Annotated in this window: 23 protein-coding genes and 1 tRNA gene; 9 read left to right on the plus strand and 15 right to left on the minus strand. The window is 63.3% G+C overall.

All coding sequences use genetic code 11. From position 1 onward, the window contains the following. Positions 1 to 79 precede the first annotated feature (79 nt). Complete coding sequence (locus ACFQU1_RS17030) at positions 80 to 1,669, plus strand: DHA2 family efflux MFS transporter permease subunit (protein WP_378134760.1); 1,590 nt, start codon at positions 80 to 82, stop codon at positions 1,667 to 1,669. A gap of 56 nt (positions 1,670 to 1,725) precedes the next feature. Here ACFQU1_RS17030 and ACFQU1_RS17035 read toward each other — a convergent pair whose 3' ends face one another. The 4 genes from ACFQU1_RS17035 to ACFQU1_RS17050 all read right to left on the minus strand — a co-directional run bounded on the left by ACFQU1_RS17035 (position 1,726) and on the right by ACFQU1_RS17050 (position 6,170). Beyond that, complete coding sequence (locus ACFQU1_RS17035; protein ID WP_378134762.1) at positions 1,726 to 2,574, minus strand: hypothetical protein; 849 nt, start codon at positions 2,572 to 2,574, stop codon at positions 1,726 to 1,728. A 131-nt stretch (positions 2,575 to 2,705) separates the two neighbouring features. Next, on the minus strand, positions 2,706 to 4,004 hold the full coding sequence (locus ACFQU1_RS17040) for an NAD(P)/FAD-dependent oxidoreductase (protein WP_378134764.1): 1,299 nt from the start codon (positions 4,002 to 4,004) through the stop codon (positions 2,706 to 2,708). Positions 4,005 to 4,010: 6 nt separating this feature from the next. Beyond that, a complete protein-coding gene (locus ACFQU1_RS17045; protein WP_378134766.1) occupies positions 4,011 to 4,757 on the minus strand; it encodes a hypothetical protein in 747 nt (248 codons plus the stop codon). A 12-nt stretch (positions 4,758 to 4,769) separates the two neighbouring features. Then, the gene (locus tag ACFQU1_RS17050; protein ID WP_378134769.1) at positions 4,770 to 6,170 is read right to left on the minus strand and encodes a glutamine synthetase family protein; all 1,401 of its coding nucleotides are present in this window, start codon (positions 6,168 to 6,170) and stop codon (positions 4,770 to 4,772) included. A gap of 194 nt (positions 6,171 to 6,364) precedes the next feature. Between ACFQU1_RS17050 and ACFQU1_RS17055 the strand changes: the two genes are divergently transcribed. Next, positions 6,365 to 7,300, plus strand: coding sequence for an ABC transporter permease subunit (locus ACFQU1_RS17055; RefSeq protein ID WP_378134770.1), 936 nt, complete (start codon positions 6,365 to 6,367; stop codon positions 7,298 to 7,300). Further along, positions 7,297 to 8,109, plus strand: coding sequence for an ABC transporter permease (locus ACFQU1_RS17060; RefSeq protein WP_378134772.1), 813 nt, complete (start codon positions 7,297 to 7,299; stop codon positions 8,107 to 8,109). Before ACFQU1_RS17055 ends, ACFQU1_RS17060 begins: the two co-directional genes overlap by 4 nt. 1 nt (position 8,110) lies before the next feature. On the opposite strand, the gene ACFQU1_RS17065 is transcribed toward ACFQU1_RS17060, so the two are convergent. Continuing rightward, positions 8,111 to 9,943, minus strand: coding sequence for an AsmA family protein (locus ACFQU1_RS17065; protein ID WP_378134775.1), 1,833 nt, complete (start codon positions 9,941 to 9,943; stop codon positions 8,111 to 8,113). A 229-nt stretch (positions 9,944 to 10,172) separates the two neighbouring features. On the opposite strand from ACFQU1_RS17065, the gene ACFQU1_RS17070 reads away from it, so the two are divergent. Further along, complete coding sequence (locus ACFQU1_RS17070) at positions 10,173 to 12,128, plus strand: acetoacetate--CoA ligase (protein ID WP_378134777.1); 1,956 nt, start codon at positions 10,173 to 10,175, stop codon at positions 12,126 to 12,128. A gap of 33 nt (positions 12,129 to 12,161) precedes the next feature. Here the strand turns inward: ACFQU1_RS17070 and ACFQU1_RS17075 are convergent, their stop codons facing one another. Then, the gene (locus ACFQU1_RS17075) at positions 12,162 to 12,503 is read right to left on the minus strand and encodes a DUF6766 family protein (protein ID WP_378134982.1); all 342 of its coding nucleotides are present in this window, start codon (positions 12,501 to 12,503) and stop codon (positions 12,162 to 12,164) included. Positions 12,504 to 12,865: 362 nt separating this feature from the next. Here ACFQU1_RS17075 and ACFQU1_RS17080 point away from each other — a divergent pair, with 362 nt between their 5' ends. Further along, entirely contained in the window at positions 12,866 to 13,288 is a 423-nt protein-coding gene (locus tag ACFQU1_RS17080) for a hypothetical protein (protein WP_378134779.1), read from the plus strand. 77 nt (positions 13,289 to 13,365) lie between these two features. Here the strand turns inward: ACFQU1_RS17080 and ACFQU1_RS17085 are convergent, their stop codons facing one another. From ACFQU1_RS17085 to ACFQU1_RS17100, 4 genes are all read right to left on the minus strand, one after another. Beyond that, positions 13,366 to 14,139 (minus strand): outer membrane protein, encoded by a 774-nt coding sequence (locus tag ACFQU1_RS17085; protein WP_378134781.1) that lies wholly within the window; start codon positions 14,137 to 14,139, stop codon positions 13,366 to 13,368. Positions 14,140 to 14,454: 315 nt separating this feature from the next. Continuing rightward, positions 14,455 to 14,661, minus strand: a complete 207-nt coding sequence (locus ACFQU1_RS17090; protein WP_378134783.1) for a hypothetical protein — start codon at positions 14,659 to 14,661, stop codon at positions 14,455 to 14,457. A 22-nt stretch (positions 14,662 to 14,683) separates the two neighbouring features. Next, positions 14,684 to 14,941, minus strand: coding sequence for a general stress protein (locus ACFQU1_RS17095; RefSeq protein WP_378134785.1), 258 nt, complete (start codon positions 14,939 to 14,941; stop codon positions 14,684 to 14,686). Positions 14,942 to 15,406: 465 nt separating this feature from the next. Continuing rightward, a complete protein-coding gene (locus tag ACFQU1_RS17100) occupies positions 15,407 to 15,670 on the minus strand; it encodes a hypothetical protein (protein ID WP_378134787.1) in 264 nt (87 codons plus the stop codon). A gap of 466 nt (positions 15,671 to 16,136) precedes the next feature. Between ACFQU1_RS17100 and ACFQU1_RS17105 the strand changes: the two genes are divergently transcribed. Both ACFQU1_RS17105 and ACFQU1_RS17110 read left to right on the plus strand, forming a co-directional pair. Further along, on the plus strand, positions 16,137 to 18,326 hold the full coding sequence (locus ACFQU1_RS17105; protein WP_378134789.1) for a PAS domain S-box protein: 2,190 nt from the start codon (positions 16,137 to 16,139) through the stop codon (positions 18,324 to 18,326). Further along, a complete protein-coding gene (locus ACFQU1_RS17110) occupies positions 18,319 to 18,753 on the plus strand; it encodes a response regulator (protein WP_378134791.1) in 435 nt (144 codons plus the stop codon). The genes ACFQU1_RS17105 and ACFQU1_RS17110 overlap by 8 nt, the downstream gene beginning before the upstream one ends. 115 nt (positions 18,754 to 18,868) lie before the next feature. On the opposite strand, the gene ACFQU1_RS17115 is transcribed toward ACFQU1_RS17110, so the two are convergent. Then, positions 18,869 to 18,945 (minus strand) — tRNA-Asp (locus tag ACFQU1_RS17115). 195 nt (positions 18,946 to 19,140) lie between these two features. Here ACFQU1_RS17115 and ACFQU1_RS17120 point away from each other — a divergent pair. Continuing rightward, the gene (locus tag ACFQU1_RS17120) at positions 19,141 to 19,533 is read left to right on the plus strand and encodes a GFA family protein (protein ID WP_378134793.1); all 393 of its coding nucleotides are present in this window, start codon (positions 19,141 to 19,143) and stop codon (positions 19,531 to 19,533) included. Positions 19,534 to 19,848: 315 nt separating this feature from the next. On the opposite strand, the gene ACFQU1_RS17125 is transcribed toward ACFQU1_RS17120, so the two are convergent. From ACFQU1_RS17125 to ACFQU1_RS17140, 4 genes are all read right to left on the minus strand, one after another. Next, the gene (locus tag ACFQU1_RS17125; RefSeq protein WP_378134795.1) at positions 19,849 to 20,400 is read right to left on the minus strand and encodes a cyclase dehydrase; all 552 of its coding nucleotides are present in this window, start codon (positions 20,398 to 20,400) and stop codon (positions 19,849 to 19,851) included. Between the two features lie 10 nt (positions 20,401 to 20,410). After that, a complete protein-coding gene (locus ACFQU1_RS17130; RefSeq protein WP_378134797.1) occupies positions 20,411 to 21,580 on the minus strand; it encodes a zinc-dependent alcohol dehydrogenase in 1,170 nt (389 codons plus the stop codon). A gap of 434 nt (positions 21,581 to 22,014) precedes the next feature. Beyond that, on the minus strand, positions 22,015 to 22,977 hold the full coding sequence (locus ACFQU1_RS17135) for a LysR substrate-binding domain-containing protein (protein WP_378134799.1): 963 nt from the start codon (positions 22,975 to 22,977) through the stop codon (positions 22,015 to 22,017). Positions 22,978 to 23,045: 68 nt separating this feature from the next. Continuing rightward, positions 23,046 to 24,647, minus strand: a complete 1,602-nt coding sequence (locus tag ACFQU1_RS17140) for a class I SAM-dependent methyltransferase (protein WP_378134801.1) — start codon at positions 24,645 to 24,647, stop codon at positions 23,046 to 23,048. Between the two features lie 428 nt (positions 24,648 to 25,075). Between ACFQU1_RS17140 and ACFQU1_RS17145 the strand changes: the two genes are divergently transcribed. After that, on the plus strand, positions 25,076 to 25,735 hold the full coding sequence (locus ACFQU1_RS17145; RefSeq protein ID WP_378134803.1) for a tetratricopeptide repeat protein: 660 nt from the start codon (positions 25,076 to 25,078) through the stop codon (positions 25,733 to 25,735). Positions 25,736 to 25,761: the final 26 nt, after the last annotated feature.

A 25,761-nucleotide genomic window follows, 5' to 3' on the forward strand; every position in this document is an offset into this window, starting at 1 on the left:
GCCGGCTCGTTGCTTCCCCCACTGACGATCACAAGCCGCTCGGGCTCACAAGCAGGGCCACAGAGAACGTGAGGCGATCATGAGCGCAACGGCGACTGCGGGCGCGGACAGGCCGCCCCTTCTCGTGCTGGGCGTTCCGGCACGGAAATTCTTTGCGTTCATCTGCATGGTCTTCGGGATGTTCATGGCCATCCTGGACATCCAGATCGTCTCGGCGGCGCTCTCGGAAATCCAGGCCGGTCTCAGCGCCAGCGCCGATGAAATTCCGTGGGTTCAAACGAGCTATCTGATCGCCGAAGTCATCATGATCCCGCTGTCGGGATTCCTGTCGCGGGCACTGTCGACCCGGTGGCTCTTCGTCATTTCGGCGACCGGCTTCACCGTGATGAGCGTCATGTGCGCGACAGCTAGCTCCATCAACGAGATGATCGTCTATCGGGCGCTGCAGGGCTTCATCGGCGGGGGCATGATCCCGACGGTCTTCGCGACCGCCTTCAGTGCTTTTCCGCGCGACAAGCAGGCGGTGGTCTCGCCGATCATCGGGCTCGTGGCCACGCTCGCGCCGACGATCGGCCCGACCATCGGCGGCTATCTCACCGATCTCTTCTCCTGGCACTGGCTGTTCCTGGTCAATATCGTGCCTGGCATCTTCGTGGCCATATCGACCTTCCTGCTGGTCGATTTCGACGAGCCGGACCTGTCGCTCCTCGACCGCTTCGATTGGTGGGGGCTTCTGTTCATGGCGGGCTTTCTCGGCAGCGTCGAATATGTGCTCGAGGAAGGGCCGGCCAACGACTGGTTCGATGACAACGTCATTTTGATCTTCGCCATCGTCGCGGCGTTTTCCTGCGTGGCCTTCTTCGCTCGGGTGCTGACGGCGCGCGACCCGGTGGTGGACCTGCGCGCCTTTCTCGACCGCAATTTCGCGATGGGATCCGGCTTCAGCTTCGTGATGGGCATTGGCCTTTACGGCCTCACCTATCTCTATCCCGTCTATCTGGCACGGGTGCGCGGCTATTCGGCCCTCATGATCGGCGAAACCATGTTCGTGTCGGGCCTTGCCATGTTCATGGCCGCGCCGCTCGCCGGACGCCTCATGACCAGGCTCGACCCGCGCGCCATGATGGGGCTCGGCTTCGCGGGCTTTGCGCTCGGAACCTGGCAGGTGACCTATATCACGACGGATTGGGACTTCTGGGAGCTGTTGGTGCCCCAGATCCTGCGTGGCGTATCGATGATGATCTGCATGGTGCCGATCAGCAATGTGGCGCTCGGCACCCTCGCGCCGGAGACGATGAAGAACGCCTCGGGCCTGTTCAATCTCACGCGCAATCTCGGCGGGGCCGTGGGGCTTGCGATCATCAATACCGTCTTGAACAACCGGATGGATCTCCATCTCTCGCGCCTGCACGAGCAGGTCGCCTGGGGACACCTGCCGGCCGAAGAGACCTTGGCATCGATTACCGCCGGCATGGCGGCGCGCGGATCGGACGCGAGCCTTGCCGCCCTCAAGCAGCTTGCGGGCATCGTCCGCCAGCAGGCGCTGGTAATGTCCTTCGCCGACGTGTTCTACACGCTGACCTTTCTCTTCCTTGTCCTCGTCCTCATTCTGCCGGTGATGAAGCGGCCGCAGGCCCGTGGTGCCGCGGCTGGCGGCGGAGGGCATTGAGGCGAGCTCAAGGCGGGCGGACCTGCTGTGTCGCTGGAACCGGCGGGACGTCTAGCTCAAAGGAACAAGACGTCGGTATTGCTCGGCGGACCGGAAAAGAACGCCACGCCCGGTTCGAGGTCGATTAATGTACAGGCTTGGTTATCGACCCCGATGTAATCATGGTAACCATGCCTGAAGCGAAAGACGTGGCCTTCGTCGACGCCCCGTATGTCCTTCGCAGCGTTATATCTGCCGCAGAGGGAAGTGCCAGCCGGCAGCACGGAGAGAGCCTGATCAATCCGTTCTTGCACGTCGTCGCTGACCCAACCCTTCGTCTCGAACAAAAGCCTGAGTTTGTCCTGACTCTGTTGAAAATACCTGACCGTTGTCAGATTCGAATCCGAAGCGCTTGTGCATGTGGAATCATCGGCCGCTGCGATGATGATTTCGTCGCGGCCTCTATCAGCGAAAATGAAATTCCGGCCCTTTCCGGCAAACACCTGTCCGCCTTTGGGTCCCAATTGGATCACGTCATTGCTGTCGCCAAGCTTGATGGCATTCCAAGCTTTGTAGTCTTGCCCTAGATCAATGACATTGGTTCCGTCGCTGCCGTTGATGTGGCGGACGGTGGCGCCGTTCTGCGCACTCAGTTTCAGAGCGAATTCATGCCTCACGGCCGTCGCGTCGATACGCTCAAGCTTGTCCGCCCTGTCGTCGAGGATGGCGACAGCTGCGTCTGGGCCCCCAAAGACGAGCTCTTTCGCGATCGGTTCCTGCGAATCCGGCCTGCGGCGGGCCTTGAACCAGAAATACGCCTTTCCATCGGGCGGCTGGGATAGCCCATACGAATATTCGTCGTAATCCTCGCGCGTCTGCTTCGCGCTGAAATAATATTCATCTACTAGCTTTGTCAGAGTGTGCATCTGAACCGATCATTATTGAGCGATAGCCAGCGGATAAGAGATAAGCATAATTATAATTCTCGATCAACAATGATCGTATAGTCCGGTTTAGGATTAGAGCGCGATTTTTGGGCTTTAAACTCTCAAGTTTCTTACAACCTGTCGAGTAACCCCGCTCCGATCATGGCGCTTGCGACGAGTGTCCGCCGCAAGTATCGCCCGCCGGGAAAGCCTGGCACCGGCAGGCTCGCCATGAGGTCGAAATCCGCGCTCTCTCCGCCGATCGCACGCGCTATCGCGACCCCTGTGTAGGGACCGAGCATCACGCCCTGGCCCGAGAAGCCGGAGGCGACGTAAAGGTCGGGTTGAAGGCGTCGAATAAAGGGCAGGCGCGTTGCCGTGACGCCGAGCAGGCCGCCCCAGGCGTGGGTGACCTCCACATCGGCAAGCTCGGGGAAAACGGTGAGCATGCGCCGGCGTACACGCTGTGGAAAGCTTGCCGGCAGGGCCTTGCCGTAGCTCTCGCCCCCGCCGAAGACGAGGCGATCGTCGGCCGTCCGCTTGAAGTAGTTCACGACATATTTCGTGTCGGATGCGGCATAGGGGCCGGCCAGAACGTGCGCGGCGCGCGGCCCGAGCGGCGCGGTTGCCACCATGAAATTGGCGATGGCGAAGACGTGCGCTGCAACTTCGGGCAAAAGCTCGCCGAGCGTGCCGTCGCCTGTCGCGACCACGACAGGCGCTGCGATGACGCGGTCAGCGATGTGGAGATCCCAGTGCCGGCCGGCGCGCGCGATGCGTTTGACCGGCGCGTTCTCCACGATCCGCACGCCGGCGGCGATCGCAGCGATGGCAAGGCCGCGCGTCAGGGCGAGCGGGTCGAGCTGCCCGCCATGCGGGTCGAATACACCTCCGACATAGCCGCGCGCGCTGGTGATGCGCGGCAGGTCGGCCGCGGTCAGGATGTCGAGGTCCTTTCGTCCATAATGCGCGGCGAGATGGCGCGCATCCTCCACCAGACCGTCGAAGCGATCACGGCGATGGGCAAGATGCAGGAGCCCGGTCGTGATCTCGCAGGCAATGCGGCGCTGCGCGACGGTTTCGAGCAGCCATCCCCTGGCGTTCTCGGCAAAATCCCACAGGCGATGTGCCTTGTCCTTGCCGAGCGTTGCCTCCAGCCAGCCTTGATCGCGGCGCTGGCCCGGGTGGATCTGGCCGCCGCTGATGCCGGAGGCACCGCCGCCGATGCGTGTGGCTTCGAGCACGAGCACGCGGCCGCCCGCCTCGGCGAGCGCCAAGGCTGCACTGAGGCCGGTGAGGCCGGCACCGATGACGCAGATGTCGTAACCCGTTCCGTCGGCGAGCGCGCCCGTCGCCGGTGCCGGCGTCAGCGCATTCGCTTCGTAGAGATTGCGGACGTCACGCTCGCGGGAAACGACGGGCTGAGGCATGCGCGATCAGAATCCGGCATGCGGCAAGGTGCCGGTCGTTCCGGCGCGTGGCCGGCGCTCGCTGAGGAGCGTCCAGAACGGCCCATAGCGATGAGCACCCGAGCCGCGGGACGCCAGTTCTTCGATGCTCCAGCGTGGCTCGAGCTTCATGGGGTCGATGCCGCGGAAGCGTGTGAGCGGTGCGCGCATGGCCTCTTCCGAGCCGTCCGGCGTTCGCCGTCCGAGGCAGCGCGGCGCGACGAGGACGGCGAGGCGGTCGGGCGCGATGGGAGAACGCGTGAAGATGCAACCTCGGGCGGCATCGGGATCGATGTGGAAGCGATGGGCCTCAGGCATGCGGAGACGGATTTCCAGGACGAAGGGGACCTGCTGCGGATCGGCGCTTTTCGGCCACAGCCTTGCGACATATTCATAGACGCTCAGCGGGTCGAGGGTGAGATGCACCTTGCCGCGGCTGTTCCAGCGCAGATAGCGCACGGCGTTCTCGTCATAGATCTCGTCCAGCAGGGCTTCGCGATAGCCGCCGCTGAGCTGGATCCGCTGCAGCGCGGCGGATACCTTTGCGAAGACGTCGATATCGGCAGCGCGCGTCAGAGGCTCTCGCGCCGAATATTCACAAGCCCCACCCATGCCGCCATGGCCGGGCCGCAGGCCGTGCTCGGCGATGGAGGCAAGGTTGCGTCGCGGCGTGACGTGGTAAGCGCTCACGCCGGGGCCGCGCAGATCCTCATCGGCAGTGCAAGAGCCGACCATGCCGGTCCCCGATCACACGTTGAGCAAGAGATACTCCCGCTCCCACGGGCTGATGACCTCCATGAAGGTCTCGAACTCCGAGCGTTTGACCGCCGTGAAGGCGCGCAGGAAGCTCTCACCGAGAACTTCGCGCAGCGCCTCGCTCTCCTCCAGTTCGGAGACGGCCTCCAGGAGCCCGAGCGGCAAGTCGTGATCGAGCTCATAGGCGGAGCCGGTGACCGGCTCATCCGGCCGGAGCCGCCTTTCGATGCCGAGCAGACCGCAAGCCAGCGACGCGGCGATCGCGAGATAAGGATTGGCGTCGGAGGAGGGGACGCGGTTCTCGATGCGCCGCGCTTCCGGGCCGGAGGGGGGCACGCGCAGGCCGGTCGTGCGGTTGTCGTAGCCCCAGCGCGTATTGATCGGCGCGGTGGAGTGGCGCGTCAGGCGGCGATAGGAATTCACGTAAGGCGCGAGCATCGCCATGCTGGCCGGCAAGTGGGTCTGCAGCCCGCCGATGAAGGCGAAGAACTCGGGCGTAGGCTGGCCGTCGGCCGGGTTGGTGAAGATATTGGCGCCGGTCTCCGCATCGACGATCGACATGTGGATATGCATGGCCGAGCCCGGCTCGCGGGCGATCGGCTTGGCCATGAAGGTCGCATACATGTCGTGGGCGAGTGCGGCTTCGCGGATCGTGCGCTTGAAGAGAAACACCTGATCGGCGAGATCGACCGGGTCGCCGTGGCGCAGGTTGATCTCCATCTGGCCCGCACCTTCCTCGTGGATGAGGGTGTCGATCTCCAGCCCCTGGCCCTCGGAATAGTCGTAGATGCGGTCGAACAGCGCGTCGAATTCGTTCACGGCGGCGATCGAATAGGCCTGGCGGCCGATCTCCGGCCGACCCGAGCGGCCGATCGGTGGCTCGAGCGGATAGTCGGGGTCGGTGTTGCGCTTGACGAGGTAGAACTCGATCTCCGGCGCCACGATCGGCCGCCAGCCGCGCTGGCGGTAGGCCTCGACGACGCGCTTCAGCACCTGGCGCGGCGAGGTCTCGACCGGCCGGCCGTCGCGGAAAAAGGCATCGTGGATGATCTGGGCGGTGGGGTCGCTCGCCCAGGGCACGACGGCGAGCGTCGAGAAATCGGGTATGAGCACGAGGTCACCGTCGGCCGGCACCTCCTTGCCCAGGATATCGTCGGGATAATCGCCCGAGATCGTCTGGTAAAAGATGGCGCCGGGCAGGCTCATGGTGGGATTGCCGAAAAATTTTTCCGCCGGCATCACTTTTCCGCGCGCAACGCCCGCCTGATTCGGGACGACGCACTCGATCTCCTCGATTTCGCGGGCATCGACAAAGGCACGTGCTTCCTCGATGCCGGCCGCGCCACGCTTGCCGGGCTCGTCCTTCAGTTTGTCCTTGCCGCGTTTTGCCATCGCCTCGCTATCGGTCCTCGTGACTGCCCTCCGGCAGCAAACCGTCCGCCGTGGGGGGCTGTCAATGGCAGGCGGTGCCTTTCCCTGCGGTAGCAGGGCCATCTCGGCTGCAATTGGCGCAAAAGCACCTCCACGCCGGCCGTCATTGGCTTTACGCTTTGCAACCACAATCGTTCAGGGGATTCGACCGTTTGATGACGGAAGCGAGGAAACAGCGACACTCGGCTGCGCTGCGGCGCGGTTTGCGCCTGCTCGTGCCTGCTTTGCCCTATGGCTGGCTCATCGTCTTCTTTCTCGTGCCCTTCGCCGTCGTCCTCAAGCTCGCGCTGTCCCAGGCGACGAGCACCATGCCACCCTATAGTCCGGTGCTCTCGCTCAGCGAGGGACTTTCGGGCCTGGCGTCCTTCGTCGCGGGCCTTACCACCGACAATTTCGCGCTGCTCGTCGAGGATCTCTTCTATGCCGACGCGGTACTGTCGTCCTTGCGCATGGCTGCCATGGCGACGGCGATCCTCGTCGCGATCGGCTTTCCGATCGCCTATGCCATCGCCAAAGCCGCCGCGGGCTGGCGTCCTCTGCTCGTCATGCTCGTCATGCTGCCGTTCTGGACGAGTTTTCTCATCCGGGTCTACGCCTGGATCGGGATTCTCAGGCCGGAGGGGATACTCGATACGGTCCTTCTCTGGGCCGGCCTGATCGATCAGCCGCTCGGGCTTCTCAACACCAATGCGGCCGTCCTCATCGGGCTCGTCTATTGCTATCTGCCCTTCATGGTCCTGCCGCTTTACGCGACGCTGGACAAGATGGACTGGACCTTGCTCGAAGCGGCCGCCGATCTCGGATCACGGCCGTGGCGCGCCTTCCGGCGGATCACCGTGCCGCTCGCCTTGCCGGGCATTGCCGCCGGGGCGCTCCTCAGCTTCATCCCGATCGTCGGCGAATATGTGATCCCGGAGCTCCTCGGCTCGGCGGAAACCCTGATGATCGGCAAGACGCTCTCGGATGAATTCTTCAAGAATCGCGACTGGCCGCTCGCCTCGGCGGTCGCCGTCGTTCTCCTCATCGTCATCGTCGGGCCGGTGATGCTCTATCGCGCCATCGAGACGCGGCGCCTGGAGGCTGCCCGATGAGCCGTCGCTTCACCCTCATGGATGCGACCGCGCTTACCTTCGGCTTTGCCTTTCTCTATGTGCCGCTCGTCATCCTCGTCGTCTATTCCTTCAACGACTCGCGCCTCGTGGCCGTGTGGGGCGGGTTTTCCCTGCGCTGGTATGGGGAGGTCTGGCAGGACGAGCAGCTGCGCGATGCGCTGTGGACATCGCTCGGCGTCGCCTTCGCGTCGGCCTTCCTCGCCACCATTCTCGGCACGCTCGCGGCGGTGGCGCTCGTCCGCTACGGCCGGTTTCGGGGAAAGGCGCTCTTCACCGGGATGATCTATGCGCCGCTCGTCATGCCGGAGGTGATCACCGGCCTGTCGCTGCTTCTGCTCTTCGTTGCGCTCGACGTCTCGCGGGGCTTCTGGACGGTGACGCTTGCCCATACGAGCTTCACGCTGAGCTTCGTTGCGGTGGTCGTCCAGGCGCGGCTCGTCGCCTTCGACCGAAGCCTTGAGGAGGCAGCGCTCGATCTCGGTTCGCCGCCGCTGCGCACCTTCTTCCGCGTGACGCTGCCGCTCATCGCGCCCTCCGTAGCCGCCGGCTTCCTGCTCGCGCTCACCTTGTCGCTCGACGATGTCGTCGTGGCGAGCTTCGTGACGGGTCCGGGGACCGAGACCTTGCCGATCGCGATCTTCAACAAGGCACGGCGGGGCCTTTCCCCAGAGATCAACGCGTTATGCGCACTTCTGCTCGCCGGCGTGACGCTGCTCGTGATTGCTGCGTCATTGGTGACGAAGGCGAGGACCGATCTGCGCTCGCGCGCGCCGGCCCTGATCCCATAGACTATTGGGCCGGCTGCGGCTCGATGCGGTCCGCCGCGCGCGTATGGCCGCGAGCGTCCGGTGCAAGAAAGAGCGGTGCAGTCACCTTCGACCGCTCGATGAGCGCGTGGATATCGGGCGCCACTTGGGGGCTGTCCCAGCTACCGGTGATTTCGAGCGGAAAGCCCTTGGCCGGCACGGCGGTGGCGGGAGCCGTCACCATGCCCCGCAAGTTCAGTTGGCGTTCCCTGAAATTCACCTCGCCAGCAAAACTGCCGCGCAAGGTGGCTGCCGTCATGGTGCCTTCGACGAGTTCGCCGACGCCGTTGGTAATCGCCAGGGCCACGTTCATCTGGTCGAAATAGGTGCGTCCGCCCCGCCAATCGAGAGCCGTCGACAGCGGCCGCTGCTGTACGCGGCGCGCGACGTCGGTGAGGTCGAGCCCGGACACTTCGCCCTGACGGAGGCTGAAGGAGGCCTTGCCCGTCATGCTGGCGGCAAGCTCGGCGAAGGACCTGCCACTTGCGTCGAAGGCGATCTGCCCCTGGGCCGTCCCCCCGATGCGGTAGACGCCGATCGCCTGTGGAAGAATGCTTCCCGCATCGATCTTCTCGAAGCTGCCAAGGAGCTTGGCGTCGAAGCCTTGGCTCTGCGATGGCGTGACGACGAGCCTGCCCTTGAGCGAGCCCTTGGCCAGCGCCGCGCGTCCCACGGAGATCTCGAGCCGCCCTGCCTTCATCATGACGCCCCCGGCGACATTGTCGAAGGCCAGCGTTCCGAGATTGGCCGTCGTGGCCGAGAGGCGGATGTCGAGATCGCCGGCGGCGGGAAAGCTCTCGAACTGCTCGCCGCTCCAGTCGCCACCCGGCGAGCGGGTCGGCGTGAGCGGCTCCAGGAAGCGGTCGAGGTCGAGCGTATCGGCTGCGACCGTTCCCGAGAGGGAGGGACGGCCGTTGTCGATGCGCAGCATGAGAGCCCCGTCGAGCGTGTTGTCGCCGATCTTGAGCGTCGCTTCAGGGATGGAGCCGCCGCGCAGGGAGAGGTCGCCCTGGCCGTCGATGGCCAGGGGGCCGGCGAGCGCGGCGAGCGGCAGATGACGGCCGAGCCACCGCATCGCGTCGGACAGCGACGGCGTCTTCAGACTGATGCGCCCTTCGATCCGCGGTTCGTCGGTGCCGGAGAGCGTGCCGAGCAGCGAGACCGAGAAGAGTGGTGAGCTCAGGGAGAATCCGGCTGGGGAGGGCTTGCCGGCAACGAGATCGAGCGGGGAGATATTGAGCAGCCGGATCTCGACCAGTTCGCCGTGCCAGCGCGCCCGACCGGCCAGATTGAAATCGGCATCCTCGGTCGGCCATTTGGCGACCAGGTCGACATCATCGGCGATCTCGGCGTTCCGACCGTCGCGCAGCGTTCCGTGAATAATGGTGATCTGGCCGATATGTGGCGCACGATCCTGCGAGAGTCGATCGATCCGCTGCAACAGGCCGGACCAGAGGTCGGCCACCGCAACGGGCGCGATGTGAAACACCGGAGCCACGACCGTGGCATTCGCGATGACAACCCGTCTGCCGAGTATCAAGGGCCACAGCTCGAGTTCCGCACGCACTTGCTCCGCTTCGAGCACGCGCGCGCCCTCGGCTGCATGCAAGGCGATATGGCCGAGGGTGATTCGCGGCACCGGCAGAAGGGTAATGGTTGCCGATCCGTCGCTGACGAGCGAGAGCCCTGTCTGGCGCTGAACCTGTCGTGCGAGCTGTTCCGCCAGCTTCAAGCGCGGCAGTTGCCAGGGGGTCACTGCTGCGAGGGCCAAGAGAAGGCATGCAGACGTCAGAATGAGAAGAGTGCGTCTGGTCATGACTCACGGCATGGTGCGACGCCGACCGCGGCGACGGGAGAGCGAATCGCCAGGCCCGATACCGGTCGGGCGAAATCGTGCTGACGAACGGGTCCAGCTCCCAGCGGCTGCGCAAACGCGGGCAATATAGCGATCTCTCCTTTGTATTGAAATTCCTTGCGCCTCAATGGTGGCGCTTTATGGACGAGCCGCGAGCGCTGTGACATTTTCTTGCTGCATGGAGCTCACGATGTCGGCTGTCGAACCTCTTTGGATCCCGGATGCGAAGCGCGTCGAGCGCGCCAATCTCACGGCCTTCAAGCGATTTCTGGGAGAGAGAGCGGGGCGCCAGTTCGCGTCCTACGGCGATCTGCACGCTTTTTCCATCGAGGACCGGGAGGCCTTCTGGTCGGCCATCTGGGATTTCTGTGGCGTGGTGGGGGAGCGCCCAGGTGCCGTGCTCGCCGATGATGCCATGCCCGGCGCTCAATTCTTTCCCGATGCCAAGCTGAATTTCGCCGAGAATCTGCTCCGCCGCCAGGACGATGGCACTGCCATCGTCTTCCGTGGCGAGGACAAGGACGAGGCGAGGCTGTCCTGGGCCGACCTCAATGCGCTCGTCTCGCGCCTTCAGCAGTGGCTCGAAAGCCATGGCGTCGGCCCGGGGCACCGGGTGGCGGCGATGATGCCCAACCGGCCGGAGACGGTGGCCGCGATGCTCGCCACCGCGGCAGTGGGCGCCACCTGGTCCTCCTGTTCGCCGGATTTCGGCGTGCAGGGCGTTCTCGACCGCTTCGGGCAGATCGAGCCGACCGTGCTCATTTCTATCGACGGCTATTGGTATGCCGGCAAACGCATCGAGGTCGCCGACAAGCTCGAGGAGATCGCCGGGCGTTTGCCGAGCGTGCGGGCCGTCGCGGTCGTGCCCTATCTGGGCGAAGCCGAGGCGATCGCAAAAACCATTCCGCACGCCATCACGCTGCCGGAGGCGATCGCAGCCTTTGCGCCCGCGCCTGTCCGCTACGCGCGGCTGCCGTTCAATCACCCGCTCTACATTCTGTTTTCCTCGGGCACGACCGGCATTCCCAAATGCATCGTCCACGGCACGGGCGGCACGCTTCTGCAGCATCTGAAGGAGCACCGGCTGCATTGCGACATCCGCGCCGGAGACCGGGTCTTCTACTTCACCACCTGCGGCTGGATGATGTGGAATTGGCTGGTCACTGCGCTGGCGAGCGAGGCGACCCTCGTCCTCTTCGATGGTTCGCCGTTGCATCCTGTGCCGGAGATCCTGTTCGACTATGCCGAAGCCGAGCGCGTGACGCTGTTCGGCACCTCCGCGAAATATATCGACAGCTGCCACAAGGCCGGGCTCAGGCCGCGCGAAACGCATGATCTTTCGAGCCTCAGGGTCGTCACCTCGACCGGCTCGCCGCTCTCTCCGGAGAGCTTCGACTATGTCTACCAGTCGATCTCGCCGGATGTGCAACTCGCCTCCATCTCCGGCGGCACCGATATCGTGTCCTGCTTCGTGCTCGGCGATCCGACATCGCCCGTCTGGAAAGGGGAGATCCAGGCGCCGGGCCTCGGGCTCGCCGTCGATGTCTGGGACGACAGCGGCGAACCCTTGCCGCGCGGAAAGGGCGAGCTCGTCTGCACCAAAGCCTTCCCGTCCATGCCGATCGCCTTCTGGAACGACCCGGACGGAAGCCGGTATCGCGCTGCCTATTTCGAGCGTTTTCCCGGCATATGGTGTCACGGCGACTTTGCCGAATGGACGGAGCACGGTGGGCTCATCATTCATGGCCGTTCGGACGCAACCCTCAACCCCGGAGGCGTGCGCATCGGCACGGCCGAGATCTACGCCCAGGTAGAGCGGATCCCGGAGGTGCTGGAGGCGATCGCCATCGGTCAGGACTGGGATGGGGATGTGCGGATCGTTCTCTTCGTGCGGCTTGCGCCGGGCGTCGTGCTCGACGATGCCCTGAGGACACGCATCCGCACCACCATTCGCACCGGTGCGAGCCCCCGCCACGTACCGGCTAAGATCGTTGCGGTCGCCGATATCCCGCGCACCAAATCCGGCAAGATCACCGAGCTCGCCGTGCGCGACATGGTGCATGGGCGCGAGGTCAAGAACAAGGAGGCGCTCGCCAATCCGGAGGCGCTCGACCTCTTTCGGGATCTCACCGAACTCCGCGACTGATCGACTTACCTCATCGCGCCTTCGCCGGTGAGGCTAACCCCGGTGATGTTGCGGCGGCAGATGCGCAAAGCGGGCGTCGGTGTGCCGACCGGAATAGGCCTCGTCGAGCTCCTTGATCAGCTTCTCGGCATTTTCCGGGTCCACGCGGCGCAAGAGAATATCGAGTTTGGCCTCCATGCGGTCGTCGCCCTCCTTCGATTGTGGCGAGCCGACATAGAGCAGGAAAGCGAGCCCGCCGACCTGCCACAGCAGCTGGAGAAATTCCGACTGCCAATTCTCGAGCGTGTCGCGCATCATTTCCACGAGGTACTCGCTGGTGAGAAGCGGCTGATCGTGAGCCTGCTGCTCGTTGACATAGGCGAACCAGCCGAACAGCCAGTGCCCCGAGGGAAATGAGAAAGAAGCCCAAAGTCAGCTGTAGCGTCGCCAAATCGAACCGGTCATCGCAAGCTCCCGCAGTATCTGTGAAGTTAGAACCGCGCGGGACGGCCAAGGTTTCGTTCAGCTGGTGCTACGCTACCGAGCCAGATCGCGACGGCAACGAGAGGCGCGGCAGAAGGCGGGAAGAGAATGGAGTGCACAGCGCGCCATCAGCCCGCCATTCTTTGCGATTACCAGGGCAGACCATGACGCGTATCACTTTTCTGGGGCGGCCGGGGGGGCGCTTCGCCGAAAATTAAGCTTCCCATGTCAGTCTCACCTTCAGGCGCGTCATCTGCGGTTCACGAGGTCATCCCATGTCGAGACGCTTCCGGAATGTGATCGCAGTGCCCATCGCCGCCGGGCTGGTGATCGGGGTTTCCATGGCATCGGGTGTCGCGGCGCCCTTGTCCCAGCCATCGACGACTGCTCAAGCCAACACCTCACCCGACGCGAGCCCGCCGACTGGCGATTCGCCGGATCTCAAAGCCTTCCGCGACGAAGCCGACGCGGCGCTCAAGGCGCTGGACGAGAAGGCCGAGAGGCGCGATCGGGAGGCGAAGCGGGCCATGCGCGGCATCTGCACCGGTTGCTTCGATAATTTGCGACAGGATGATGTGCAGGCCGCCGGCGGACCCGTCTACGATCCCTATGACACGACCGCCGATGTGGTGGGACAGGACATTGACGGTCAGCAGCCGATGTCGATCCTTCCGGATGCTGTTCCGCCCGCCCAATAGGCAGCGTCGGCCATCAAAGCTCAAACGAAAAGGGCCTGCGTCACGAATGACGCAGGCCCTTTCTCAATGCGCGCGGCTCAGAAGCTCGAGAACTTATAGTTCAGGCCGGCGCGAACCACACCGAACTCGGTGTCCTTGCGGTCGCCGGCGGCATAAGCCGTATCGTAGACGTAACCGTTGTTGCCGCTCTTGCCGAGGTTCACGTAAAGGCCCTCGACGCGGGCGGTCAGATTGTCGGTGAAGGCATATTCGAGACCGCCGCCGAGCGTCCAGCCGGTCCGTATATCGTCGCTGTTGTCGAAATAGTAGCCGTTGTAGTAGCCGCCGTTGCTGCCGCCGCCTCCGCCGTAGGCGAAGCCGCCCGTGGCATAGATCAGGGCGCGGTCAATGGCGAAGCCGAGGCGGGCACGCACGGTGCCGAACCATTCGACGCCATTGGAATTGGAGCCGTAATAGCCGCCGGCGCCGCTGTAATAATAACCGTTGTTATTGTCGGAGTTCAGGTCGGCATATTGGATGTCGGCTTCCACGCCGGCCACGAACTGACCGAACTGGTAATTATAGCCGATCTGGCCGCCGCCGACGAAACCGCCGTCACTGTCGCTGGAGCCGATGTAGCCCACGCCGGGCACGAATGCCTCGCCGTTGCTGTCGTTGGTGTTCCAGCCATAACCGGCGTTCACACCGACATAGAAGCCGGTCCAGGTGAAGACCGGAACGATCGGCTCGACCGGGGCCATTGGGGCGGCCGTCCGGGAGGGTAGGTCGGCTGCAAGAGCCACGGAGCCAAGTCCTGCAGTGGCCATGACCGCCGAGGCCGCGACTGCTGCGAGAAGGGTGGCGCTTTTCATATTGAACTCCATTCGGTCCTGGAAGAACGAGATCGCCCTGAGAAGAGCGCGATTTGCTCTTCGTCTCTGTGTGAAAGAACACACGCGGTGAGAAGAAAAGGGGCATTCGGGACAAGCATCCTGACCCTCACAGGCTGCCTGATAGATGGTTCATATGGCACGAATAGGGGAAAAATAGGGGCAACTGCATGGCGTCATCGCGACATTCGGGATGAATCTGACACATTAGGGGTAGTGCGCATCATGATTTCGCGTGAGCTGGTACCTCGACCGCAGATGATCGCGTGTCCGATCACTGCGGTTCGAGGTGGGTGGTCAGTCGCCGCGGCCTGTCGGCTCGGGCGTCTTGCGATCGGCGGTGCCCGGTGGCGGTGTCTTGGTTTCGGACTTGTCCGGCGGGGCGCGCGTGACACTAGGAGGATCGCTCGCGGGAAAACTATCCTCGATGCTATCGTCCAGCTTCTGCTCGGTCGACTTGTCGGTGCCGGAACTATGCCGTCCGTCTGTCTTGTCGTTACCCATCATATCCTCCCCACAGGTGGGGCTAGCGATCGCTGTGCGATGCCTGACCGCCCTTGCGGCCTGCTTGCGCCGCGAGATCCGGGTTTTGGGAGAAGCTACGCTTCTCGTCCGGCACGCTGCGACCGCCCTTGCGGCCGGCTTGCGCCGCCAGTTCGCGGTTCTGGGAGAAGCTGCGCTTCTCGTTCGGTACGCTCTGGCCACCTTTCGACGCGATAGCGCGTTGTTTGGCCTGGTCCATGGAAGCGAAACCTCGGGTAGATGTTTTCTCGCTCTTGGGCATCCGCGTTCTCCTGCGTGTCGCGCCTGTCGTCGATTGCGCAGGTTAACGCCCGAGTTGTGGCTCGGTTCCCGCGGCGTTCCAGTTCGTCGAACACTGCGTTTCAGAAGGGGAAGAACGGTTTGCCGAGGCGCTCAGAAGGTCAGGCGAGGGGGAATGCCATTGCGTGAATATATATCTGAATGCAACCTGAAGTAAATGCAACCCGCACCGCGTCGGCGGCGCCGAACCGCCTCGGCCGAACGGCGATGTCCATCGACCTTATGAAGGGGGAACGACCGGTTCGCTGCAATCCGTCGGTGGCCACGCCGGAGGAGGTCATAAGGCTGCCCACGGGCCGGACATCCTCAAGCGTCCCCGAACAAGCGAACCCCGGATCGATGCCTGCGAATGCGGAATGGCCGTCGAGGCGCGTCATCGGTCACGATCACGCGCCGCGGCTGCTCGAGCTCATCGGATCACAGACGGTCAGTAGGCCCGATATCTGCGCGATGCTTCGCGCTCTGCATTTCTGTCCAGCATCCGTTGCGAGCTTTCTTCGTCGAGAGCCTGCTGCTGCAACATGCATTGATCATAAGTCGGCGTGCCACGCGCGATGCCGAGATTGTCGCAGGACCGCTGATAACCTTCACGTTCCATCTTTTCGATTGCCTGGCAGCCGGCGAGTGCGATCGTCATCAGCGCTATGGCGGCGAGGGCAGAGCTTTTCTTGGATTGAAGAAGCCTGGTCATACGTCGATCTCCTTGGTGCGGCGTGAGGCGCTCCCGTCGCTTGGACAGCAGCGCAGCGCGTCGTGCAACGAACTCCGGCGTCGCCCATCGCAAGCAGAGAGAGCCCTACTCGGGCACGCATTGCAACCGCTAAGACCAAGTCGGGTGGAGTGCTGAAGCATGGTGGCCATGCGCCGCTATCACGCATTATTTCAACTAAGGCACTGAGACAGTTGCAGGAGTGACGAGCGCGAACCCGCGACCAACGGCGGCTCCGGTGATCGGGATCTGAGGTTCCACCGGCGGCCGCCTGACCATCGTGAATGCAGTGATTGCTTTAGCCATCACGCCAGCTCTGGTCATCTCCCATGGCCGTTTTGCCCAGGCCCGGGTACCGTCGAGATACGGATTTTCCAATGGTTGCGTGATAGTATCAGGGTGAGCCGGCCGGAGTGACGGGTGGCGAGGTCGATCTGGAGTAGGACTCATGTCCAATGTCGAGCAATTCCCTGCTTCGTCTCGCCAACTCACCGAATACGAAGCTCTGATTGCGGCAGCTCCGAGCGCCCTCGATGCATTTCCGGGTGCCGTTTACCTGTGTGATAGCGAGGGCTGGCTCGTGCGCTACAACAGCGAAGCCGTCCAACTGTGGGGACGGCAACCTGACCTCGAGACGACCCCGGAGCGCTTCTGCGGCTCGCATCGCCTTTACACGATCGACGGGACCCCACTGGCCCATCACGATTGTCCAATGGCAGCGGCCGTGCGTGAGGGCACACCCACCCGCAATGCCGAAGTGATCATGGAGAGGCTCGACGGTTCCCGCTTCATGGCTCTCGTCAACATACGTGCTTTGCGGAACCACAAAGGCCAGATCCAGGGCGCCATCAACTGCTTCCAGGATGTCTCTGCTCTGAAGGCGATGGAGGCCGAACTCGTCCGGAAGAACCAGGATCTGGAGGACTTTTTCGAAAACAGTGCGGTTGGGCTGCATATCGTCAGCGGGGATGGCATCATACTTCGGGCGAACAAGGCCGAGCTCGACATGCTCGGCTATACGGCCGAGGAATATGTCGGCCGCCACATAGCGGAATTCCATGCCGATTCCCCGGTCATCGGCGACATTCTCCAGCGGCTGTCCTGCGGCGAAAGGCTCAATCAATATCCGGCTCGGCTGCGTGCCAAGGACGGTTCGATCAAGTCTGTGCTGATCACCTCCAACGGCCGCTTCGATGACGGGCTGTTCGTCAACACCCGCTGTTTCACCACCAATGTGACGGAGCTCTATGAAGCGGAGGTGGCGCTGCGGGAAAGCCAGGAGCGCCTCACCGCGACTTACGAGGCGGCCACGGTCGGCATTGCCGAAACAGACGAATCGGGACGCTATATTCGCGTCAACGACGCACTCTGCAGAATCCTCAACCGGTCGCGCGAAGAACTCCTGAACACGCGGTTTATGGACATCAGCCATCCGAACGACAGGGACGAGGATGCCGGGCTTTACGCGCGACAAGTGACCGGCGAGCTGCCGAATTACGAACTCCGCAAGCGCGCGCTGAGGCCAGACGGCTCGATTGCCTATCTCGACGTGTCGAGCTCGTCCGTTCGGGACGAGCAGGGCCGTTTTCGATATGGGGTCCGCGTCATGCAGGACGTGACCGAGCGCAAGCGCATGCAGGACCAGCTGCGGGCAAGCGAACAACAGATGCGAGAGCTGCTGGAGGCTCTGCCGGCGGCGATCTATAAGACCGACTCGGCCGGCAGAGTCACATTCTACAACCAGGCCTGCATCGATTTTGCCGGGCGCGAGCCGCAGCTGGGCACCGACCATTGGTGCGTGACCTGGCGCTTGCATTGGCCGGATGGAACACCGATGCGCCACGATGAATGTCCGATGGCAATCGCGCTGAACGAGGGCAGGCCAATTCGCGGGGGCGAAGCCATTGCGGAGCGGCCCGACGGCACGATGGTGCCCTTTATCGCTTATCCGACGCCGCTGCGCGACGCGGATGGAGCCGTCATCGGCGCAATCAACATGCTCATCGACATCACGAGCCAAAAGGAGGCGGAAGCGCGCCAAAAAGCGCTCATTGGCGAGCTCAATCATCGCGTCAAGAACACGCTCACGACCGTGCAGTCCTTGGCGGGACAGACTGCGCGTCATGTTTCGACCGTCGGTGAGTTCACGGAAAGCTTCGAAGCAAGGCTCCTCGCGCTCGCCAAGGCGCATGATCTTCTGACCAGGCGCTATTGGACGGGTGTCGCGCTCGACGGGCTCATTCAGGAGATCATCTCGCCGTTTGGCGATGGTGAGGGGCGCGTGGAGATTTCCGGACCGGTGATCGACCTGAGCCCACAGGCGGCACTCAGCTTGACAATGGCGATGAATGAGCTTGCGACCAACGCTTCGAAATACGGTGCACTGTCCGGCGCAAACGGCCGCGTGTCCATCTCATGGTGCCTGCGCGAGAAGCCGGCCGCGCGGGAGCTCGAAATCGAATGGCTGGAGCGAGGCGGACCAGAGGTCGTTCCGCCGCGCCGCCGCAGCTTTGGCATGCGGCTCATCGAGCGGTGCGTCGAAGGGGATCTGGACGGTGAGCTCGACTTCCAGTTCGCGCCGGCCGGCGTTTACGCGCGGATGACGTTGCCGCTTGCTTCGGTTGCGGCGCATGCCTGATTTTTCTGGACTGCGGGTTCTGCTGGTCGAGGATGAAGCGGCTGTCGCTCTCTTGCTCGAAGACATGCTTGAAGAACTCGGCTGTGAGGTCGCTGCCTCCGTCGCGCGGTTGTCCAAGGGTTTCGATGCTGTGGAAAAAGGGCAGTTCCACCTTGCCGTGTTGGACGTCAATGTGAACGGGGAGCAGGTGTTTCCGCTCGCCCGACTGCTTTCGGAGCGTGGGATTCCTTTCGTCTTCAGCACCGGCTATGGCGCTGCGGCTCTGCCGGCCGATCTGGCGAACCGACCGGTCGTCCCCAAGCCGTTCTCGATTTCGGATCTGAGACGTAGCATCGCCGCGGCATTTGATGAACAGCCCGCCTGCGGCGGGGATGCACGCGCGTCTGGCAATCACCTTAAGGGCGACGTCCACGGTCCGCCAGGTTGACGAGGGAGTCCTGGGGCGGTCGCAAAAAGCGAACAAAAGCCGATCAAAAGCATCATGACGGCAGCCGGGGCGCGGGCCATGGAATTCGGCGATGTGAGCTTAAGTCATTGAATAGTGGCGGGAGTGACGGGGCTCGAACCCGCGACCTCCGGCGTGACAGGCCGGCGCTCTAACCAACTGAGCTACACCCCCGAGGCGAGCCGGTGCGCGGCTCACTGCGGTGGGGCGTGATTACTGGGGGTCCCCCTCGCTGTCAAGCGCATCAAGACGGATCCGGACGATAAAGCCTGTTCGTCGACCGCCGGAAGAAGGCTGGCCCATCCTTCTTGGATGCTCGACGGGGTTCGTTGTAAGAATTCCGACCGCTCAATGTGGAGGAGATGCAGCATGGACCGATTTGCGGGCGGCTGCTTGTGCGGAAACGTCCGATTTGTGGCGTCGTGCCTCCCATACCGGGTCGGCCTTTGTCACTGTCTCGACTGCCGCAAGCATCATGGGGCGCTTTTCCACGCGTCCGCGGTGTTCCCTCAGGATGCGGTGACTATTGATGGTGAAACACGCGACTACGCCGGGCGATTCTTCTGTCCCCGCTGCGGTTCGTCTGTTTTCGCGCGCACCGCAGACGAAATTGAAGTGAATTTGGGATCCCTGGATGCCCCTGACCAACTGATGCCGACCTACGAAAGCTGGATCGTCCGTCGCGAGTCCTGGTTGCCGCCGTTTCCGCTCACGAGACGATACGAGCGCGACCGTGACGCCACGAGTCGCTTTGAGGGATAGGCACAAAGGGTCGAAAGCGTCGTCGCGAGGCGACTGGGCCGCTCGCCCTTAAGGCAGGCGCCGAAATCCCGGGCCCTCACGGCAGATTGACGGTGGCGGGTTTCACGCAGTGGCAGATAACCGTGTCAGGACGTCGAGGTTCTGGCTCCCGATGATCGCTGTGCTTCATCTGAGACGTTCCTGGTTGGGGCCCGCGGCCCGACAAAGAAGACCGCCCCCGGTCGTAGAGCCGAGGGCGGCAAGTCTAGGGAGGAAACGCCCCGAGGGGCCTCTGATACGCCGGTGACCGGCGCAAATTTGCAGCGCGCGGAAATCCTACCGCTTGCCCGTCGTGTAGGGACGCAGTGCCTCCGGCGCGCGCATGTCGCGCGGCGTTTCGGCCTCCCGAGCACGGCCGCGCATGGCGCGTGGACCGCGCGGAAAGCCGCTCCGATCGCTGTAGTCTCTGGCGGGTGGCAGCGGCCTCCTGCTCTGGCGACTGAGGCCCCGCGCGCAATAGAGGTCGAGCGCCGTGACGCCGATCACGGCGACGAGCGCGCCGAGGATCGCCTCGCTCTTGGACCGGCGGCCACCAAGACCCGCCCCAAGAGTGGCGATGTCGAGGGCATCGCCCGCCACGCGCCCCCAGACCCATGGCGTCGGGTCCTTTGACAGCAGAATGCCGAGCCCGGTCGCGATCTCGCGCGCGCCATAGGTGACGGCCACCGGCTCATAGCCGCTCTGTCCGAGACTGCGCGTCAGGTGCCGAGGGGCGAGCATTTCGGCGGCCCCCAGCGCAAGCGAAAACCATCCGAGCCCGCGGGCCAGGGTATCGAAGGCCGTGTCGGGATGGCCGGGGCGGCGGCTTGCCTCCGTTTCGTGTCGCATGGCTTCGACCTCAAGGTTTGAGAACGACCTTCACGCAGCCGTCCTCCTTGTCGCGGAATGTCCGATACATTTCCGGGCCCTTCTCCAACGGCTCGGTATGGGTGATCACGAAAGAGGGGTCGATCTCACCGTCCTCGATGCGCCGCAGGAGGTCGCCGGTCCAGCGGTTCACGTGGGTTTGCCCCATGCGCCAGGTCAGCCCCTTGTTCATCGAGGCGCCGAAGGGGATCTTGTCCAGGAGGCCGCCATAGACGCCGGGGATGGAAAGCGTTCCCCCCGGCCGGCAGACATAGATCATCTCACGCAGGACATGCGGCCGGTCTGTTTCCAGCATCAAGGCCTGCTTGGCGCGGTCCACCATGGAATCGAGATGGCCGGTGACATGCGCCTCCAGTCCGACGCAATCGATGCATTTCTCCGGACCCTTCCCGCCGGTCAGCTCGTTAAGCCGCTCGATGACGCTCTCCATGGCAAAATTGATCGTGGTGGCGCCGCCGGCCCGGGCCATGTCGAGGCGCTCGGGAACGCGGTCGATGGCGATGACCTGCCGGGCGCCGAGCAGGATAGCGGAGCGGATCGCCATCTGGCCGACCGGCCCGCAGCCCCAGATCGCCACCGTATCGGTCGGCTCGATGTCGCATTGCACGACGGCTTGCCAGCCGGTCGGAAAGATATCGCCGAGGAAGAGCACCTTCTCGTCGGGGATGCCGTCGGGCACCTTCACATGGGTCGTGTCGGCGAAGGGAACACGGACATATTCGGCCTGCCCGCCCGCATAGCCGCCGGTGAGCTCGGTATAGCCGAAGAAGCCGCCGGTGTGGTGCCCGAACAGCTTGGCTTGCAGATCCTTGTTGCGATTGGAGACTTCGCAGAGCGAGAAATTGCCGCGTCGGCACTGGTCGCATCGCCCGCAGGCAATGGTGAAAGGCACGACGACCCGATCGCCCTTCTTCAGTTTGCTCACGCCCTTGCCGGTGTCGACGACCTCGCCCATGAATTCGTGGCCGACGATGAAGCCCTTGTGCATGCCCGGCATGAAATGGTCATAGAGATGCAGGTCCGAGCCGCAGATGGCGCAGGTCGTGACCTTCACAATCGCATCGCCGGCGTCCTCGATCTCGGGATCGGGGACGGTGTCGCAGCGGATGTCGGTCGTGCCGTGCCAGACAAGAGCTCGCATACGGATCTCCAAGGGGCTCGCCCGATCTGAGCGACAGGTCATGCGCGAGGCTGCGGCGCCGCAGGGCTGCGCCGGCAATGGACCGTCTCTTCGAAGAATGCGGCCGGCAGGTGCGGCGCTGCCAAAGTAACCCGAGGCAGGTGCCGAAGTTCCGCATGAAAAAGGCTGAAGCCGTCCTGCGTCGATCCCCGACCGACGAGTGAAGAAATTGCAGCCTTGCACCGCCCGATATCTTGCGGATCGCCGTCCTGTCGGACTCCACTGGGCACTCGCCTTCGCCCGGCGGCGCAGGCTGTCCGCAGCTTTCTAGGCCGTCGACATGACAAAAGCCGCAGCGGGCTGGTGCCCGGCGGCGGGTTCTGGTCCGTGGTATGGCAGATGTGGAAAGACGGCTGCGGCATCCCACGTCCGGAATGCCGCAGCCTCGTGCGAGATCAAGATGCGATGCGCGCTTCGACCATGTCTTCGACCAGGGGAAGGCGCCTGCGGCAACGCTCGATCAGCCGCTGGCCGACATCGGCAATAATCTCGCCGAGTGCATGGAAGTCCTGCGTGCGCGGAGAGCTGCGCCGCCAGGCCAAACCAATCGTGCGGCGCGGAGCGGGATCGCGGAAGCGGGACAGGGCAATCCGGGACTCATCACCGATCTCGACGGTCGCCAGTTCGGGCAGGAGCGTCACGCCGTAACCATTCGCGACGAGCTGGACGAGCGTGCTCAAGCTGCTGGCGCCGTTCTGATTGCGCAACAGTGCCTGCGGCATGCTGCAGACGCTCAAGAGCTGTTCACGCAGGCAGTGGCCCTCTTCCAACAGCAGCAGCCTGTCGGCGGCAACCAGGTTCGGCGTCAACATATGGGCTGGCACCGGAGTGTGGCCCTGGGCCGGAGCCGCATAGAGGAGATGGTCTTCGAACAGCGGGAGGGTCTCGACGTCCGGATGCTCCAGCGGCAGCGAAACGAGGACGGCATCGATGCGGCCGGCGACCAGTTCGCTGATGAGCGATGCGGTCAGCGTCTCCCGGACCACGAGTTCGAGGGCCGGAAACTCCTGCCGGATCCGGGGCAGGGCGCCGGGCAGGAGATAGGGCGCGATCGACGGGGCGGCGCCAAGGACGAAGGGGCCGGCCAAGGGACCGCTGCTGCGCCGCGTGAACTCCGTCAGGTCGAAGACGGTCGCCAGGATGTCGCGGGCCCGGCGGGCGACCTCGTGACCGACTTCCGTGAGCTGAACATCGCCTCGGCGGCGCTCGATCAGCGGCGTGGCGAGGAGTGTTTCGAGTTCTCGCATTTGCATCGAGAGAGCAGGCTGCGTAACCGAGCATTCCTCGGCGGCACGACCGAAATGACGGTGGCGGGAGAGGGCTTCGAAATAACGGAGATGTCGCAATGTGATCATCATGGCTAATGTCTTCCTCTGGAAAAACTGTCTGAAGAAAGAAGATCAAAAAATGACGTGATTTGATGCGCTCACACGACACCTAGGCGACGCCAGAGCGGAAGCTTCTTTTCGAGAATGGGTTGCAATTCTTTTACGAGGAAATTGATTGCTTTCTCATCGTCATTGATCGGCTGACCGTCTTCGGTCGGCCGGCGGTCGAGGCCCTTGAAAATGCCGAGAGCATGTTCGGCGACCCGAACCGGGTCCTCCCCGCGCCCATCAAAAATGGCGCTGAGCGTCAGGAGATCGAAGTCGTTCACGCCAAGCCCGCTGCCGAGCACCGGCGCGGCGAGCGAGTTGTAAACGCGCCCGATCTTCAGCCGCTCCGTGATCCATTGATTGAAACGCTGGGCAGGGGCGGCATCGACGGGTGGCCCCGGCAGGATGGTGGCAATCTGCTGGGATTGGAGAAGCAATCCCAGGCAGTCCAGGAGCGTCCCCAGACTTTCTTTCTGGAAGGGTGGGAGGGTGCGCATCATTTCGATCGTCGCCGGCCGCTCGGCGAGAAGATCGGCGAGGGGACGGTAGTAATCCTCGACCCCGCTCAACTCGGTGCCCAAGGGACCGCCGAACTTGAAGCTGAAATCCTCGCGTGGTCGCACTGCGACGAACTGCAGTTGCGCGAAGAGCGCGCGATGCTCGGCGTGTGTGAGGGGGGTGCGGCCGCGCGCGAAGATGTCCCGGCGGAAGCGCTTGTTGGAAGCGTAATCGCGCATGGTCTCGCGCATGGTGGGGTCTTGTATCCCCGCAATCGTCTCGCGAAGTCCCTCCGGCACGGCATATTGGTCGAGGTTCTCGGTAATCGTCGCCGAGCCGACATAACTGAGCTTGGCTTGATCCAGCATATCCGCCACTTCCGAGAAGGGCGGGATATACCAATCCGCTCCAAAATACTCGTGTGCCAGATAGTTTTTGTCGTGCTTGAGCATGTGCTCGAGATGGGCGCCGGCTCCGGAATTTGCGCTGAAATAGCCCGCACCGCCGTTACGCAGCGTACTGAGAAGATCGAGGGCCACCGTAAGCTGCACGTCCGAGCGGCCGGGATTACGGCGATGAACCTCCCGCATAAAATGGCGTATGGGGGCTAGCGGCGCCCAGCCTGGCTGGCAATTATAGGAGACATAGAGTAGGCCATCCGATTGCAGGCGTTGCCTGGCGATCGATACGATGGCCTCGCGCGATTCCGGTGAAACCCAGCTCAGAACGCCGTGGAAGCCGAGAACATCAACGTCGCAGGGGCCGCCGCGAGCAGCTTCTTCCTCGAAGCTACTCTCGATGACTTCGATATTGGTGAGTTCCGCGTTCCGGATGATGCGGTTGGCATGCGCCACATGTTCCGGGTTGAAGTCGTAGCCCTCGAAGTCCACGTGAGGATTGGCTGCGGCGAGCAAAGCAATGCCAAATCCCTGACCGCAGCCGAGTTCGAGAAAACGCTTCGGCTTGAGTGCGCGGCCAGGGGATCGTCCAGTAATCAAAGCAGAAAATGCCAGATGAGAGGGCGCCATTTCTCGGTAGAAATGGGCGGTGTAGCCGACATCGGCTACATAGCCTCGGGACCAATGCATTCGACTGGTGCTCCCTACAAAAAAGTTACGTGAGACAATCGATTTCAACCAATGAGTGTAAATCATCAGAAATCACTGAAAGTGGCAAGCGTTCCACCCTGATTTTTCCACTCATCAGCGCAGTTCGTGGGTGGCATCGCGTGCAGAGATGATTGCAGGTGCGGTAACCATTTACGAATCATCAACTAAATTATGTCGGGCCGCCCCCCGCCATGACGCGCCTTGCGGCGACTGCAACATGCAATCGCGCGCCGGTCGATAAGCAGGACGGAGATCGTGCGCTACACGCCTCAAGGTCGCCTTTCCATGCTATGCAACCGAGGTTGCAACCCCACCCGGTTGAAGGCTGCGGCCAGCAGGCTCTCGATAATGCGAGGTCCTGGTGACGAATTGTGTTCGACTTTTCCGGGACATGCCCCTGCGACTGTGCTAGGCGACGATTGGGACCTCGCAGGCAGCAAGGCCCGGAGAGAATTTGGGACGGCCGCTTACTCATGACCGATATCTTCCGCGAGATCGAAGACGATCTGAGGCGTGACAAATATGCCAAACTGTTCAGCCGCTTCGGGCCGGCACTGATCATCCTTGCGGTGATCTTCGTCATTGCCGTGGCCGGCTGGCGCTATTGGACGTATCAGCAGTCGCAATCCGCCCAGGCCGCCGGCGGCCGCTTTGAACAGGCGCTCGATCTTGCCCGCGACGGAAAAGAGAGCGAAGCCGAAGCCATCCTCAAGGACCTCGCGGCGACGGCACCGGTCGGCTATCGCGATCTCGCGCGCTTTCGCCTCGCGGGGGAAGTCGGCAAACGTGACGCAGCGGCCGGAGCCGAGGCCTATGACGCGCTCGCCAACGACACGAGCCTGTCATCCTCGCTGCGGGACCTCGCGACGCTGCGGGCGGCGATCCTGCGGATCGATACCGCCAACCGGCAGGATCTCGAACAGAAGCTCACGCCGCTTGCAGCGCCTGGCAAACCCTGGCGCCATACGGCGCGCGAGATGCTGGGCCTCGCGGCCTTGAAGGCCAATGACTATGAAGCCGCCGGGCGCTGGTTCGACGAGATCGCCTCCGATACGGAGGTGCCCTCGGGCCTGCGTCAGCGCGTCGATCTCTACCTCGCCCTGGTGCGCGGCGGCCCCGTCACGGTCCAGTAACCCGGCTGCAGAAAACACGTATCGGC

It is taken from the genome of Chelatococcus sp. GCM10030263 (genome assembly GCF_042666455.1).
Taxonomy (GTDB): Bacteria; Pseudomonadota; Alphaproteobacteria; order Rhizobiales; family Beijerinckiaceae; genus Chelatococcus.